Origin of the sequence: Aestuariibius violaceus (assembly GCF_040779325.2) — a bacterium.
GTDB classification, from domain to species: Bacteria; Pseudomonadota; Alphaproteobacteria; order Rhodobacterales; family Rhodobacteraceae; genus Aestuariibius; species Aestuariibius violaceus.
In genome coordinates, this window is sequence record NZ_JBFONT020000006.1 from 1 (window position 1) to 15,314 (window position 15,314).

At 67.9% G+C, this 15,314-nt stretch carries 10 protein-coding genes; 6 read left to right on the forward strand and 4 right to left on the reverse strand.

Going from position 1 to position 15,314, the window contains the following annotated elements:
* Positions 1-376 precede the first annotated feature (376 nt).
* The 3 genes from ileS to AADZ90_RS16775 are packed head-to-tail and all read left to right on the forward strand — an operon-like array spanning position 377 to position 4,219.
* On the forward strand, positions 377-3,355 hold the full coding sequence (gene ileS, locus AADZ90_RS16765; protein ID WP_367311257.1) for an isoleucine--tRNA ligase: 2,979 nt from the start codon (positions 377-379) through the stop codon (positions 3,353-3,355).
* Positions 3,339-3,806 carry a GNAT family N-acetyltransferase gene (locus AADZ90_RS16770; RefSeq protein WP_367311256.1) on the forward strand — a complete coding sequence of 156 codons (468 nt, stop codon included), beginning with the start codon at positions 3,339-3,341 and terminating at the stop codon, positions 3,804-3,806. Before ileS ends, AADZ90_RS16770 begins: the two co-directional genes overlap by 17 nt.
* On the forward strand, positions 3,803-4,219 hold the full coding sequence (locus AADZ90_RS16775) for a Rid family hydrolase (RefSeq protein ID WP_367311255.1): 417 nt from the start codon (positions 3,803-3,805) through the stop codon (positions 4,217-4,219). Before AADZ90_RS16770 ends, AADZ90_RS16775 begins: the two co-directional genes overlap by 4 nt.
* Positions 4,220-4,363: 144 nt before the next feature.
* On the opposite strand, the gene AADZ90_RS16780 is transcribed toward AADZ90_RS16775, so the two are convergent.
* Positions 4,364-4,750, reverse strand: a complete 387-nt coding sequence (locus AADZ90_RS16780; protein ID WP_367311254.1) for a VOC family protein — start codon at positions 4,748-4,750, stop codon at positions 4,364-4,366.
* Between the two features lie 126 nt (positions 4,751-4,876).
* Here AADZ90_RS16780 and AADZ90_RS16785 point away from each other — a divergent pair, with 126 nt between their 5' ends.
* Positions 4,877-5,110, forward strand: a complete 234-nt coding sequence (locus tag AADZ90_RS16785; protein WP_367311253.1) for a DUF3253 domain-containing protein — start codon at positions 4,877-4,879, stop codon at positions 5,108-5,110.
* 200 nt (positions 5,111-5,310) lie between these two features.
* Here AADZ90_RS16785 and AADZ90_RS16790 read toward each other — a convergent pair whose 3' ends face one another.
* Positions 5,311-6,039 (reverse strand): CDP-alcohol phosphatidyltransferase family protein, encoded by a 729-nt coding sequence (locus AADZ90_RS16790; RefSeq protein WP_367311252.1) that lies wholly within the window; start codon positions 6,037-6,039, stop codon positions 5,311-5,313.
* 217 nt (positions 6,040-6,256) lie between these two features.
* Here AADZ90_RS16790 and AADZ90_RS16795 point away from each other — a divergent pair, with 217 nt between their 5' ends.
* Both AADZ90_RS16795 and AADZ90_RS16800 read left to right on the forward strand, forming a co-directional pair.
* Entirely contained in the window at positions 6,257-8,044 is a 1,788-nt protein-coding gene (locus tag AADZ90_RS16795) for an autotransporter assembly complex protein TamA (protein ID WP_367311251.1), read from the forward strand.
* Positions 8,044-12,636, forward strand: coding sequence for a translocation/assembly module TamB domain-containing protein (locus AADZ90_RS16800; protein WP_367311250.1), 4,593 nt, complete (start codon positions 8,044-8,046; stop codon positions 12,634-12,636). The genes AADZ90_RS16795 and AADZ90_RS16800 overlap by 1 nt, the downstream gene beginning before the upstream one ends.
* On the opposite strand, the gene AADZ90_RS16805 is transcribed toward AADZ90_RS16800, so the two are convergent.
* Together AADZ90_RS16805 and AADZ90_RS16810 are read right to left on the reverse strand one after the other, a co-directional pair.
* The gene (locus AADZ90_RS16805) at positions 12,630-14,072 is read right to left on the reverse strand and encodes a UdgX family uracil-DNA binding protein (RefSeq protein ID WP_367311249.1); all 1,443 of its coding nucleotides are present in this window, start codon (positions 14,070-14,072) and stop codon (positions 12,630-12,632) included. The two genes, AADZ90_RS16800 and AADZ90_RS16805, sit on opposite strands and share 7 nt — an antisense overlap.
* Positions 14,072-15,301 (reverse strand): putative DNA modification/repair radical SAM protein, encoded by a 1,230-nt coding sequence (locus AADZ90_RS16810; protein ID WP_367311248.1) that lies wholly within the window; start codon positions 15,299-15,301, stop codon positions 14,072-14,074. Before AADZ90_RS16810 ends, AADZ90_RS16805 begins: the two co-directional genes overlap by 1 nt.
* Positions 15,302-15,314: the final 13 nt, after the last annotated feature.

A 15,314-nucleotide genomic window follows, 5' to 3' on the forward strand; every position in this document is an offset into this window, starting at 1 on the left:
CACATGCGTGCAGCGATGTCCTACGCGGCATCAAACAGACTGCGAAGAGAAGCGTGACCCGGATGAGCGACAACGATCCTAAGCAACAAGAAAAACGAGCTTGACCCAAATGCCCAATTAGAGAAGCAGACCTTGGAGCAGTCGCAGCGAACGGCGGGAAAGGTCCCGCACAACCGACATCAGCCCGAAACCCATGTACGCCCCGCCCCACCCACTGGACGCCCCCCGCCGCCGGGCCTATAAGCCCGCCCATGATGACCCGCACCATACGCATCGCCCGAATTACCCGCCCGGCGGCCTGACCCCGCCGGACCAATGGCGTTGAGCTCCTCGCGCCGCCGCAGCCCGTATTTCCATACCGATAGGACGCCCCGCGATGTGCGCCGATACCGTCACCACGCCCGACTACAAAGCCACGCTCAACCTGCCGCAGACCGACTTTCCCATGCGCGCCGGCCTGCCGAACCGCGAACCCGGCTGGCTCGCCCGGTGGGAGGAGCTGAGGATCTACGACCGCCTGCGCGAGAAGGAGGGCCGCGCGCCCTTCACGCTCCATGACGGCCCGCCCTACGCCAACGGCCACCTCCATATCGGCCACGCGCTGAACAAGATCCTCAAGGACATGGTCGTCCGCTCCCAGCAGATGATGGGCAAGGATGCCCGCTACATCCCCGGCTGGGATTGCCACGGCCTGCCCATCGAATGGAAGATCGAGGAGAAGTACCGCCAGAAGGGCCGCGACAAGGATGCCGTCCCGGTGGTCGAGTTCCGCCAGGAATGCCGCGACTTCGCGTCGGGATGGGTCGACATCCAGCGCGAGGAGTTCAAGCGCCTCGGCATCACCGGCAACTGGGACGAACCCTATCTCACGATGGATTTCCACGCCGAACGCGTGATCGCCGAGGAATTCCAGAAATTCCTGATGAACGGCACGCTCTACCAGGGCTCCAAACCCGTCATGTGGTCGCCGGTCGAGAAGACGGCGCTGGCCGAGGCCGAAGTCGAATACCACGACCATCAGAGCCACACGATCTGGGTCAAGTTCCGCGTCACCGGCATCGCGGGCAGCGACGCGCTCATCGCCCATCTGCGGCAGGAAAGCGGCGAGGACAATTTCGCTCCCCAGGCGCAGAAGCTGGGCGAGGAATTCGCCAACGCCGCTGTCGTCATCTGGACGACGACCCCCTGGACGATCCCGTCGAACCGGGCGGTCTGCTACGGGCCCAAGATCACCTACGGGCTCTACCAGGTCACCGACACGCCCGAGGAATGCTGGGCCAAGCCGGGCGACCGCTATCTGGTGGCCGACAGCCTCGCCGAACAGACCTTCACCCAGGCCCGCCTGACCATGGATCAGGTGACGCGCCTGCGCGACGTGCCGCCCGTGGTGCTCGACAGCCTGACGCTGGCCCACCCGTTCCGGGGCGGCAAGCAGACGAACGGCGAATGGGATTTCGACGTCCCCCTCCTGCCGGGCGATCACGTGACGGACGAGGCGGGCACGGGCTTTGTCCACACCGCCCCCAGCCATGGCGACGACGACTACCAGATCGGCCTGAAATACGGGCTTCCGATGACCTATAACGTGCTGGAAGACGGCTCCTTCCGCGAGGATCTGCCGATCTTCGGCGGCAAGCGCATCCTCAAGCCCAACGGCAAGGAAGGCGACGCCAACAAATCCGTCATCGACACGCTGGTGGCCGCCAGCGGCCTGCTCGCCCGCGGCCGGATGACCCACAGCTATCCGCACAGCTGGCGGTCCAAGGCGCCGCTGATCTACCGCAACACGCCGCAATGGTTCGCCGCCATCGACAAGCCGGTCGGCGACGGCCAGGACACCTACGGCACGACGATCCGCGAACGCGCGCTGACCTCCATCGACCAGCTCGTCACCTGGACGCCGCAAACGGGACGCAACCGCCTCTATTCGATGATCGAGGCGCGGCCCGACTGGGTCCTCTCGCGCCAGCGCGCCTGGGGCGTGCCGCTCACCTGTTTCGTGCGTAAGGGCGCCAAGCCCGACGACGAAGACTTCCTCCTCCGCGACCCGGCCGTCAACGCCCGCATCCTCGACGCGTTCGAGGCCGAAGGCGCCGATGCCTGGTATGCCGACGGCGCCAAGGAACGCTTCCTCGGCAACGACCACAACCCGGACGATTACGAGCAGGTCTTCGACATCCTCGACGTCTGGTTTGACAGCGGCTCCACCCACGCCTTCGTCCTGCGCGACCGCGCGGACGGGACAGAGGACGGCATCGCCGACGTGTATCTGGAAGGCACCGACCAGCACCGCGGATGGTTCCATTCCTCCATGCTGCAGGCCTGCGGCACCAAGGGCCGCGCCCCCTACCGCGCCGTCGTGACCCACGCCTTCACGCTGGACGAGAAGGGCATGAAGATGTCCAAATCGCTCGGCAACACGATCGTGCCAGAGGAAGTCGTCAAGCAATACGGCGCCGACATCCTGCGCCTCTGGGTGGCCCAGACCGACTATGTCCACGACCACCGCATCGGGCCCGAGATCCTGAAAGGGACGGCGGACAGCTACCGCCGCCTGCGCAACACGATGCGGTTCCTGCTGGGCTCCCTCCCGGCAGAGCGCGCGCGCGAAGGCGACGCGCCCGAGCTGCCGGAACTGGAACGCTGGGTCCTCCACCGCCTGACGGAAATCGACAGCGCGGTCCGCGACGGCTACGCCAGATACGACTTCCAGGGCGTCTTCCGCGCGGTCTTCGACTTCGCGACGATCGACCTCTCGGCCTTCTATTTCGACATCCGTAAAGACGCACTTTATTGCGATGGCGACACGCCGCGCCGCCAGGCCGCGCTCTGGGTGATGGAGCGTCTCTACGACCGCCTCACCACCTGGCTCGCCCCCATCCTCACCTTCACGATGGAGGAGGTCTGGCTCGAACGCCACAAGGCCCCCGACGCCTCGATCCACCTCGAAGACATCCCTCAGACGCCCGCCGATTGGCGCGATGAGGCGCTGGCCGCGAAGTGGTCGCAGATCCGCGCCGTCCGCCGCACCGTGACCGGCGCGCTCGAGGTCGCGCGCCAGGACAAGACCATCGGCTCCTCGCTCGAGGCCGCTCCGGTCGTGCACGTCACCGCCGATCAGGCCAAGGCGCTGGCCGAAATCCCGTTCGAGGATATCTGCATCACCAGCGCCATCTCGGTCACCAAAGACCCCAGCCCTGCCGAGGCCTTCCGCCTGCCCGAGGTCGACGGCGTCGGCGTGGTCTTCGAAAAGGCCGACGGCACGAAATGCCAACGCTGCTGGAAAATCCTCCCCGATGTCGGCGCCCACCGGCACGAGGGCGTCTGCGCCCGCTGCGATGACGCCCTCGGCTGACCTCACCCTCCGCGCGGCCCGGCCCAGCGACCTGGCCGCGCTCACCGATCTCTGCCTCCGCTCCAAGGCCCATTGGGGCTACGACGACGCGTTCATGACGGCCTGCCGCGACGAGCTGACCGTGACCGAGGCCGACCTCCCGGGCATCACGCTCCTCGAAAACGGTGCCAGCCCCATCGCCATGGTCCAGCTCACCCTCGACGGCGACACAGCAGACCTCGCCCGCCTCTACGTCGCCCCCGAGGCCATGGGCCAAGGCGCCGGCCGCCGCCTTCTCGATCACGCGATAACTCAAGCCCGCCGATCCGGCGCCCACACCCTCACCATCGAAGCCGACCCCAACGCAGCCCCCTTCTACGAACGCCTCGGCGCCCGCCAGACCGGAGAGGTCCCCTCCGGCTCCATCCCCGGCCGCAAACTGCCCCGTCTGGAGCTTCCGCTGACGCCATGACCCGCCGCGCCCTCCTCCCGCCCGCGATGAAAGACATGGCCCGCAATTGGCGCATGTCGCCCGGTCTCGTTTCAGGCGATCACGTCTTCCTCACCGGCTTCAACGGCTGCGCCGCCGACGGAACCGTCTCTCCCGATCCCGCAACCCAGATCGAAACCGCCTTCGCCTCCGTCGCAGAGGTCCTCGCCGAAGCCGGCCTGACCCTCCGCGACACGGTCGAGATGACCAGCTACCATGTCGGCCTTCAGGACCACCTTGCGCTCTTCCGCGAAATCCGCGCCCGCCACCTCGGCCCGCACGATCCCGCGCATCCCGACCCGGCCTGGACCGCGATCGAGGTCGCAGGCTTCGCGACCCCCGGCGTCATCGTCGAACTCAGGGTGATAGCGAGACTTGGAGATGAAGACCCTTAAAGGCAGACGATCTGCCACAATCGCCACTCGGTCCGGACTCAAGCCGAAGGCGCCGGGCCAGCGCCGGCCCGGCTTGCGTTTCACCGAACGGTCACGCCAACTCCGACGTCCGATGCGGATGAAGCCGATCTCTGGTCGCGCGTATCAAAGCTCTGCCACGTGGCAAACCGCTTCGATGTTATGCCCATCGGGATCCAGCACGTAGGCAGCGTAGTAATCCCGGTGATAGTGCGGCCGAAGCCCCGGCGGGCCGTTGTCCGTGCCGCCTGCGCGGATAGCGGCCGCATGAAAGGCATCCACGTCGGCCCTTGTCTCTGCTGTCAACGCAATGTGCATCAACCCATGAGTGGCCCGTTCTTCGGCCAGCCAGAACCACGGACGATCGTCCCCGTAACCGGTCACCTTCACTCCATTGGATAGGTCCCCGGGGACATCGAACAGGCGGCGAACACCCAACGGCGCAAACGCCCGATCATAGAAAGCGGTCGACCGAGCGAAATCAGCAACGCCGAAAGTGATGTGATCAATCATCTCGTAGCCTCTGTTCAAAAGAATGCGTCCTGGTATCTCTTAAACTACGCTCAGCGAAGAGGTTGGCCCCCAACTCCACCCGGCGCTACCGATTGACATGGCCGGGAGGGCGCCAATCTCTCCCCTATGACCGACGACGACATCGCCCACGCGATCCAGGCCCTCGCCGAGGCCCGCGGCCCGGGCAAGACCTTCTGCCCGTCCGAGGTCGCCCGGCGCCTCTCGGACGACTGGCGCCCCCTCATGGACGACATCCGCCGGATCGCCGCCGCGATGGACACCATCGAGGCCACCCAAGGCGGCATCCCTGTCGATCCGGGAGCGGCCCGGGGCCCGATCCGGCTCCGCGCGTTGCGGTAAGACCCCGGTCATCTGCAACACCCGGGGCCTATAAGCCGCCGCTTATCGGTGGACCTCACCGATCGGCGCCCGCTTATGGGTCGGCACAGTCCGAAATGGCGCAACGTCGCAAAATCAACGCCTTACCGTCCGGGGCCCAGCATTCCATGTCCGACAGAAAGCCGACCAAAAGCCGACGGAACGCCGACACGCCAAACGGCCTACCCGGCCCGCCGCAGGACCCCCTCCCGCCGGTCCAGCACCTGCTGCACCGCGCCCGCAGAGACCAGGTAAAGCGAGGCCAGAACCAGCAGCGATACCGCCAGGCCAGACACCTCGAACCCGTGCCACGCCGCCCACCCGGCCAGCGCCGTCCACAGCACCGCCACGGGCAGCGTCAGCCCTTTCCACCGCTTGGTCCGCACCGGGTGGACGAACTTCACCGGCAGGAACATCGCCACCGCCAGCACCGTCACCACGCCCAGGCAGACCCACCAGGGCGGCGCCACGGCAAACAGGACCAGCACCGCCATGTTCCAGCAGCCGGGAAAGCCGTGGAACGAATTGTCCCGTGTTTTCATGCGGGTATCGGCGAAATACAAAGCCGAGGCAAAGGTGATCAGGATAATCGCCAGCCACCCCGACCAGCCATCCATCAGCCCGCTGCCGTAAAGCGCATAGGCCGGGATGAAGACATAGGTCAGGTAATCGATGATCAGATCCAGCAGCACCCCGTCGAACCGCGCCGCTTTGTGCTTGACGTCGTAGCGGCGCGCCAGCGGCCCGTCGATCCCGTCGACAACAAAGGCCACGACCAGCCAGAGGAACATCTCGTCCCAGTGCCGCTCGACCGCCGCCAGCAGGGCCAGCATCGCGAAGACGGCCCCGCTCGCGGTCAGGAAATGCACCGCCAAGGCCTTGCGCCGCCCTGTCTTTTCCGGATCAAACATCCCCCGGTTATGGTCCCCGCCCGCCCCCAGATCAACCGGGCCCGTTGCGCGACAGATCTGCGCGGGTGCCTGCCATTAACCCCCCGCTTACCCCTGCCCCACTAAACCAGTTCATGCGCTTCGCGCTTTAACTCCCGCCGCCGCAAGCTATGCTTGTGCGAACCGAACGCGCCGCCAGACGATCCCGGCGTCGATCAGCAGTAGCGGAACGAGTTCTTTGCGCACAGCCATCCTGTGTCTCTTCGCCCTCTGCGTTGCGCCCGCAACGGCCGTTGCGCAGGAGGTCAGCATCCGGACCGGCGACGCGCCGGACGATCTTAAGAACTTGTTAAAGGCGAACTCGCTGCTCTTCGGGCTCGAGGATACCGATCAGCGCAACCCGCAGGATTATGTCGCCGCGGCCAATGCCGACTATGCCCGGATGGTCGAAACCCTTTATCAGGAAGGCTATTTCGGCGGCACCGTGAGGATCGAGATCGACGGGAGAGAGGCCGAAACGATCCCGCCGCTCCAACCGCCCGCCAGCATCCGCAGCGTCATCATCCGGGTCGATCCCGGCCCCCGGTTCACCTTCGGCCGCACCCGGATCGCCCCTCTCCCCCGTCGGACCGAGATCCCCGAGGCCTTCGCCACAGGCCTCCCCGCCGAAACCGATGCGATCCGCCAGTCCGTCCGCACCGGCATCACCGCCTGGCGCGAAGACGGTCATGCCAAGGCCGCCATCGCCGAAGAAAGCGTGATCGCCCGCCATGACCAAAGCCGCCTCGACGTCAATGTCCGGCTTGATCCCGGCCCGCGCCTCACCTTCGGCCGCCTGATCATCGAGGGGAACCAGAATGTCCGCACCGAACGCGTCCGCGCCATCGCCGGCCTGCCCGAAGGAGAGGTCTTTTCCCAGTCCGAACTCGACCGCGCCGAGGAACGCCTGCGCCGCACCGGCACCTTCTCCTCCGCCGCGCTGATCGAGGCAGACCAGATCGCCCCCGGCGGCAGCCTGCCGATCACCGCACAGATCGCCGAACGCCTGCCCCGCCGCTTCGGCTTCGGCGCGGAAGTCTCGTCCGATCAAGGGGTTAGCCTCAGCGCCTTCTGGCTGCACCGCAACCTTCTCGGCGGGGCCGAGCGGCTGCGGGTGGAGGGCGAGATCAGCGGCCTCGGCGGCACGACGGGCGGTCAGGACTACGTGCTGACGACCACCTTCAACCGCCCTGCGACCTTCTCGTCCGATACCGACCTCTACGCGCTGGCCTCGATCGAGGAACGGGACGAACCGGAATTCTTCTCCCGCCAGGTCCGCGGCGAGATCGGCCTGACCCGCTATGTCAACGACCGCGTGACGGTCTCGGCCGGCGTGGGCTTCCGCATCGGCGAGACCGAAGATGACCTGGGCGAACGCGACTACACCTACATCACCTTCCCGGTCTCCGGCGAATGGGACCGGCGCGACAACGTGCTGAACCCGACCGAAGGCTTCTATCTGGAGGCCGACGCGATCCCGTTCCTCGCCGTCAGCGACACCGATAGCGGCGGCCGCGTGGACCTCGACGCGCGCTACTACCTGCGCCCGCTGGCGACCGACCGCGTGGTGCTGGCCTTCCGCGGCCAGCTTGGGTCGCTCCTTGGCCCCCCGGCGGACGAGGCGCCCGCGGATTTCCTTTATTTCTCAGGCGGCGGCGGCACCGTGCGCGGTCAGGAGTTCCAGTCGCTCGGGGTCGAGGTCGATGGCGACACGACCGGCGGCCGCTCCTTCCTCGGCGCCTCGGCCGAGGCCCGCGTGGGCGTCACCGACCGGATCAGCGTCGTGGGCTTCTACGATTACGGCTTCATCGGCCCCGACAGCTTCTACAGCGACGAGGGCGACGACCACGCAGGCGCGGGCCTCGGCATCCGCTACGATACCGGCATCGGCCCGATCCGCCTCGATGTGGGCACGCCGGTCAGCGGCGGCGACGACGACGACAGCCCGTCGATCCAGGTCTATATCGGTATCGGACAGGCCTTCTGATGAAACGGCTCGCGCTCATAACCCTCCTCGCCTTGCCGCTCCCCGCCGCTGCGCAGGAGACGGCGCAGGAAGAGCGCGATGTCGGCCTGATCCAGGGCTTTATCGAGGAAAACCTCTCCGGCGTCAGCCGCACCGTCCGCATCGAAGGCTTCGACGGCGCGCTCAGCTCGCGCGCCACGATCGAGCGTCTGACGATCGCCGACGAGCAGGGCGTCTGGCTCCGGGCCGAGGACCTCGTGCTCGACTGGAACCGCTCCGCCCTCTTGCGCGGCCGGGTCGAGGTGAACGAGATGACCGCGGGCCTCATCGCTCTGCCCCGCACGCCCATTGCCGAGGCTACCGCGCCCTCACCCGAGGCCACGCCCTTCGCCTTGCCGGAATTGCCCGTCTCGATCCGCGTCGACGAGCTTCGCGCCGACCGCATCGAACTCGGCGCGCCGCTGGTGGGGCAGGAGCTGATCCTGTCCCTCACCGGCTCGGCCAGTCTCGCGGACGGCGACGGCCAAGCAAGCCTCCAAGCCGACCGTCTGGAAGGGCAGGAGGGCAGCTTCGCCCTGACCGGAAGCTATTCGAACGAAACGGATATCCTCGATCTCGACCTGACGTTTGCCGAGGCCGAGGATGGCATCGTCGCCACTAGGCTTGGCATCCCCGGCGCGCCCTCGCTGACGCTCGCCCTTCAGGGCACCGGCCCCCTCTCGGACTACACGGCCGACCTGCAGCTCGCAACGGGCGGGGTCGACCGGATCACGGGCGAGATCACGACGGCCACCGACGATGCAGGCCGCCGCTTCCGCCTGGACATCGACGGCGACATCGCTCCGCTCTTCGCCCCGGAATTCGAGGAGTTCTTCGGCCCGGATGTGTCCCTCGACGTGGCGGGTCGGCGGGCGGGCGACGGGTCGCTCAGTCTCGATACGCTCGACCTCTCGACCGACGCGCTGACGCTTTCAGGCTCCGCCGAGATCGACCCGGACCAGTGGCCCCGCCGCCTCGATTTGACGGGGGAGCTGCGCCATCCCGATGGTGGCCCCGTCACGATCCCCGCCTCGGGCGATCCGATAACCGTGGGCGACGGGCAGCTTTCCGTCCAGTTCGACGCCGCCGAAGACGACCGCTGGACCGCCGAGATCCAGCTGTCGCAGATCGAGCGCCCGGGCCTCGCCATCGACCGGCTACGCCTCGATGGCGGCGGCCTGATCCGCCGGGGCGAGCGCTTTACCGCTACCCTCGATTACGGCGCCGAAGGTTTGACGCTTGATGATGTCGGCGCCGCCGAGGCGCTTGGCTCTGCCATCACAGGCGGCCTGCGGCTCGCCGCGCCAGCGGGCGCGCCCATCGAGATCACCGAGTTCAGTCTCACTGGTGCAGGCCTCGCCCTCGGCACGACCGCGACGATCGATCGCGACGACGGTTTCCGGACGGCTTACGACCTCTCTGCGACTGTCGAGGATCTGGCCCGCTTCTCCACGCTGGCCGGGCGCGAGCTTTCGGGCGATATCACGCTGACCTCCCAAGGCACTGTCACCCCCCTCGACGGCAGCTTCGACCTCACGATCGACGGCGACACCGGCGATTTGGGCATCGGGATCGCCGAAGTGGACGGCCTGATCGATGGCGACGGCAGCCTTGCCCTCTCCGCCACCCGTGACACCGACGGCACCCGGATCGAAAACCTGCGGATCGAAACCGACGACGCGCTCATCACCGGCTCTGCCGATCTTTCGAGCGATGGCAGCGACGCCTCGGTCGAGGCCGCGATCCGCGACCTTTCGGCTGTCCGCGATGGGCTGTCCGGCCGTGCCGAGCTGCGCGGCGACCTCGCGCAGACCGCCGATGGCGGGCTGACCGTCGATATCGGCCTCACCGGCCCCGGCGGGCTCGATACGGTGATCGACGCGACCGTCGCGCCGCGCGAGCTGGCCCGCCGGATCAGCGGCACGGCCCGGATCTCGGCCGATGACCTTTCGCCATATGCTACGCTGGCGCCGAATGGACTCGGCGGCGCGGTGTCCGTGGAACTCGTGGGCGGCGTAACCCCGGAGACGCTGCTTTTCGATGGCCGCATCTCTGGCGTGACGAGCGATCTGCAAACCGGCCTCGCCGATCTCGACCGGCTGCTCGACGGCACCGGGCGCCTCGACATCGCGGCCCGCAGGGACAGGGACGGGATCACGCTTGACCGGCTGCGCGTCGCCTATCCGCTGCTCTCGGCCGATCTGACCGGTCAGGCGACGGAACCGGGGCCGATCGACGGCCCGCCCAGCCTCGACACGCTCGGCACGGTCTCGCTCGCCGGCTCGGTGAACGCCGAAGACCTGTCGGTCTTCAGCGACCTCGCCGGGCGCCCGCTCGACGGGAGCGTCTCGCTGACGCTCGACGCCAGCGCAGAGCCCGAAGACCTGTTCTTCGACATCGACGTGACCGGCACGACCGAGGATCTTGCCGCCGGGATCCCGCAGCTCGATCCCCTCATCGACGGACGCGGCATCATCACGGCGCGGGCCAGCCGCGATGCCGAGGCGCTGCGCATCGACGACCTGCGCCTGGACTTCGTGGGCATCGACCTGACCGCCTCGGGCTCCACCGCCGAGGGCGCGGGCCGCGGGCGCTTCGACCTGCGCGTCCCCGATCTGAGCCTGATCGACGCGGCGCTCAGCGGTGCGGCCTCGGTGACCGGCACCGCCGACCGGTCCGCCACGGGGGTCTGGTCCATCGATGCCGATGCGACCGGCCCCGGCGGCCTCGACGCGCTGATCGATGCCGAGGTCGGACCCCGGGAAGACGGCTTCCCGCTGCGCGCCGACGCCAATCTCCGGGCAAGCAACCTGTCTGCCTACAGGCAGATTGCCGGCCTCCCGCTCAGCGGTGCCGTCGAGGCGCAGACGACGGTCCGCGGCACGCTTGAAAACGGCACCTACGACATCACCGCCAATGCCACCACGCAATCTCTCGCGATCGGCCAGCAGGCCGTCGACACGCTCCTCGCCGGGTCCGGCCGCATTACCTTCCAAGGCGCCCGCCGGGCCGACGGCACGCTTGTCCTCGACCAGTTCGACGCCGTCTATCCGAACATCACCGTCGACGCCGACGGCTCTCTCGACGGCGGGACCAGCCGCGCCCGGTTCGACGCACGGCTTGCCGATATCGGGCTCTTCGTCCCCGAACTCAGCGGCCCGGCCACCGCCGATGGCACCGCCACCCTACGTCCAGGCGGCGAGATCGTGCTCGACGCGGCGCTGACCGGCCCGGCCGGCACCCGCGCCACCGTCGCCGGGACCATCCAGGGCAACAATCTGAACCTGCGCACCAGCGGCGCCGTGCCCCTTGGCCTGGCCAACCCGTTCGTCGAACCGCGCCAGCTTTCCGGCACCGCCCAGTTCGACCTCTCCGTCGCCGGGCCGCCCGCGCTCAGCTCCGTCAGCGGGCGGATCGCGACGAGTGGCGCGCGCGTTTCCCTCCCGACGCTGGGACGGGCCGCCGAGAACGTCGCGCTCACCGCCAACCTCGCGGGCGGCACCGCCACGCTTGAGACCACGGGCCGGGTCTCGACCGGCGGCACGATCGCCGCCTCCGGCACAATCGGCCTCGACGCGCCCTTCCCTGCGAACCTCACAGCCCGCCTCAATCAGGCGAGCCTCATCGACCCCCAGCTCTACGAAACCACCGTTGACGGTCAGGTCAGCATCCAGGGTCCGCTGGCAGGCGGGGCGGCGATCAGCGGCCAGATCGACCTCGGCACCAGCGAAATCCGCATCCCCTCCTCCTCGCTCGGCGGGCTCGGGACGCTGCCCGACATCGTCCACGTCAACCCGCCGCCCGCGGTGCAGGAAACCCGGCGCCGCGCCGGGCTGCTCCCGTCCCAGCAGGCGGAAACCGGCACCGGCACCACCCGCCCCTACCCGCTCGACATCCTCGTCCGCGCGCCCGCCCGGATCTTCGTCCGTGGCCGCGGCCTCGATGCGGAACTGGGCGGCCAGCTTCGGATCGGCGGCACCACGGCCGAGGTCATCCCCCAGGGCCGGTTCGAACTGATCCGCGGGCGCCTCGACATCCTCGGCCAGCGCTTCCAGCTTGACGAGGGGGCGATCACCTTGCTCGGTGATTTCGTCCCGAACATCCGCCTCGTCGCGGTCACCGAAACCGACACGACGACGATCAGCATCATCGTCGAAGGCTCCATCGACGATCCGGATATCCGCTTCACCTCCTCCCCCGAACTGCCCGAGGAAGAGGTGCTGGCCCAGCTCCTCTTCGGGCGCGACCTCGACAGCATCTCGCCGCTGCAGGCCGTGCAGCTGGCCTCCGCTGTGTCCACGCTGGCGGGCGGCGGCGGCGGCGGACTTGTGGGTGATCTGCGCGAACAGACGGGCCTCGCCGATCTCGACATCACGACCGGAGAGGATGGCAGCGCCGCCCTCCGCGCGGGCGCCTACCTTTCCGAAAACATCTATACCGACGTCACCGTGGGCTCGACCGGCGACGCGGAAATCTCGCTGAACCTCGACATCACGCGCTCGCTGACCGCGCGCGGCACGGTCGGCTCGGACGGGGAAACCGGGCTCGGGATCTTCTTCGAACGCGATTACTGAGCGGCGGTGAGCGCCGGCAGCCGCGTCATCGCCGCCGTCAGATCCGCCACGAAGGCCGCTTCCTCTGCCTGCCGCCTGTCCGCCGGAACGCGCAGGATGAAGGACGGGTGGACGGTGACAAAGACGGGATGCCCCGACAGCCCGGCCTCAATCCCACCCCGCCGCTTGAGGATCCCCGCGCCGTTCCCAGTCAGCGCGCGGAGCGCCGTCGCGCCCATCGCCAGGATCAGCTTCGGCCGGACCAGCGCAATCTCCTGCTCCAGCCACCAGCGGCACTGGTCGATCTCGCCGGTCGCGGGCGACTGGTGAATGCGACGTTTACCGCGGATCGTGAACTTGAAATGCTTGACCGCATTGGTGACGTAGCTCGCCTGCCGGTCGAGCCCCGCACGTCCGGCCAGCTGATCGAACAACTGCCCCGCAGGCCCGACGAAGGGCCGCCCGGCCAGATCCTCCCTATCCCCCGGCTGCTCGCCCACCACCATCAGATCCGCACCCGCCGGCCCCTCGCCGAACACCAGCTGCGTGGCGCAGCCATGCAGCGGGCACCGCGCGCACCCGTGCGCCTCGCGCTCCAGCGCCTCCAAAGATGTGGCGGGTTCCGTCACGGACACCTCCCTCACCCGGGCCGAGATCCTGTCGGCCCCGGCCGCCGGTAGCGTCGGCGCCGCCTCCTGCATCGCCCGGCTGCGCGCCTCAGCGTTGGCGATCAGTTGGGGAATAAGCTCCGCCTCCGGAAGGTTCCGCCAGTATTTCTTGGGCATTTCCGAGGTCATGGCCTTCACCTTCAGCCGCGCCGGGTTGAAGATGCTGGCGTAGTAGGTCCGCCACAGATCCTCGGTCGCATCGGCCAGGCGCGGCCTCTCAGGCGGTGTCGGGTCGAGCGTCACGGCGCCCTCCACATGGTGGATCGACATCTCTGGCGTGGCGATCACCCAATCCATATCGGCGAACCGGCGGGCGAAGAACCCGGCGATCGGCTCGCAGATATGGTGATCGGGCTCGAACCAGGCGACGAAGGATCGGCGCGCGCCCATCCCGTCGACCTCGCGGAACCGGACGAAGGCCTTCATCTTGTGCATATCCCGGCGGACGGCCTTGGCCAGCCGCTCCAGATGGGCGACCTCCGGGTCACCGCGATCGGCCATCAGGCGCGGCTCGGCCTGCAGCCGCAGCAGCAGCCGGTAAAGGCGCGAGAACCGGTCGCGGTCGGAATGCCAGATCACCGTTTCGGCAAGGCCGAGGAAAGACTTCGTTGCCCGCACCTTGTGCCGCGCCTCGGGCAGCGGGCCGGTCTCGGTCACGAACAGGCCGCCGCCCTCGCCTTCCAGAAACCAGTCGATCCGCTCGGGCCGCAGCCGCATGGCCGCCGCGTCCCGCGCTGAATCGCGCCAGCGGGCAAACGGCCCGATCCGCGGCAGGGCGACCTGCTGCATCAGATCAGCTGCAGCTGCTCGGGCGCCGGGGTGAACCGCGCCCGCAGATCGGCCGCCTCCAGCGCCGCACCGGGCGACCAGCCCGGCAACGTCACGAAACTGCGCGCCGTCTTCATGTTCGCACCGATCCGCACCAGATCCTCGTAGCGCAGCGTCTTGGTCCGCCGGGTCTTCAGCACGCGGCCCACGGTCCTGGTCCCGAAGCCCGGCACGCGCAGAAGGGCCTCGCGATCCGCCCGGTTGGGATCGACGGGGAACAGGTGCCGGTTGCGCAAGGCCCAGGCGAGCTTGGGGTCGACGGCCAAATCCAGCATCGCCCCGTTCGAGGCAACCTCGCCCGCATCGAACCCATAGAACCGGATCAACCAGTCCGCCTGGTAAAGCCGGTGTTCCCGCATCAATGGCGGGCGGGCCAGCGGCAGCGTGGCCGACGCATCGGGGATCGGCGAAAAGGCCGAGTAATAGACCCGCTTCAGCTTGTAGGCACTGTAAAGCCGCTCCGAATTCCGCAGCACATCCGCGTCCGAGGCATCATCCGCCCCCACGATCAGCTGCGTCGACTGCCCCGCCGGCGCGAACCGCCCCTTCCGGCGCCCGGTATGGCTGCGCTCGCCGAACTCCGCCGTCTTCAACCGCACATCGCCCATGGCGCGGCGGATCCGGTCGGGATCCTTCTCGGGCGCATAGGCCTTCACCCCGGCATCGGTCGGCAACTCGATATTGATCGACAGCCGGTCGGCATAAAGCCCCGCCTCCTCGATCAGTTCGGGCGCCGCGTCCGGGATCGTCTTGAGGTGGATATAGCCGCGGAAGTTGTGTTCGGTTCTGAGCGTGCGCGCCACGCGCACAAGCTGCTCCATCGTATAATCCGGCGACCGGATGATGCCCGAGGACAGGAACAGCCCTTCGATATAGTTCCGCCGGTAGAATTCGATGGTCAGGAAGACCACGTCCTCCGGCGTGAAGCGGGCGCGCTCGACATTGGAGGACACCCGGTTCACGCAATAGGCGCAGTCATAGACGCAGAAATTCGTGAGCAGGATCTTCAGAAGGCTGATGCAGCGCCCGTCCGGGGCGTAGGCGTGGCAGATGCCCGACCCCTCCGTCGACCCCAGCCCGTTGCCGCCCAGCGAAGTGCGTTTTGCCGTGCCAGATGACGCGCAGGAGGCATCATACTTTGCGGCATCCGCCAGAATGGCGAGCTTCTCCTGAAGTGTCTTTGCGGCCATATGTTCTTGTTAT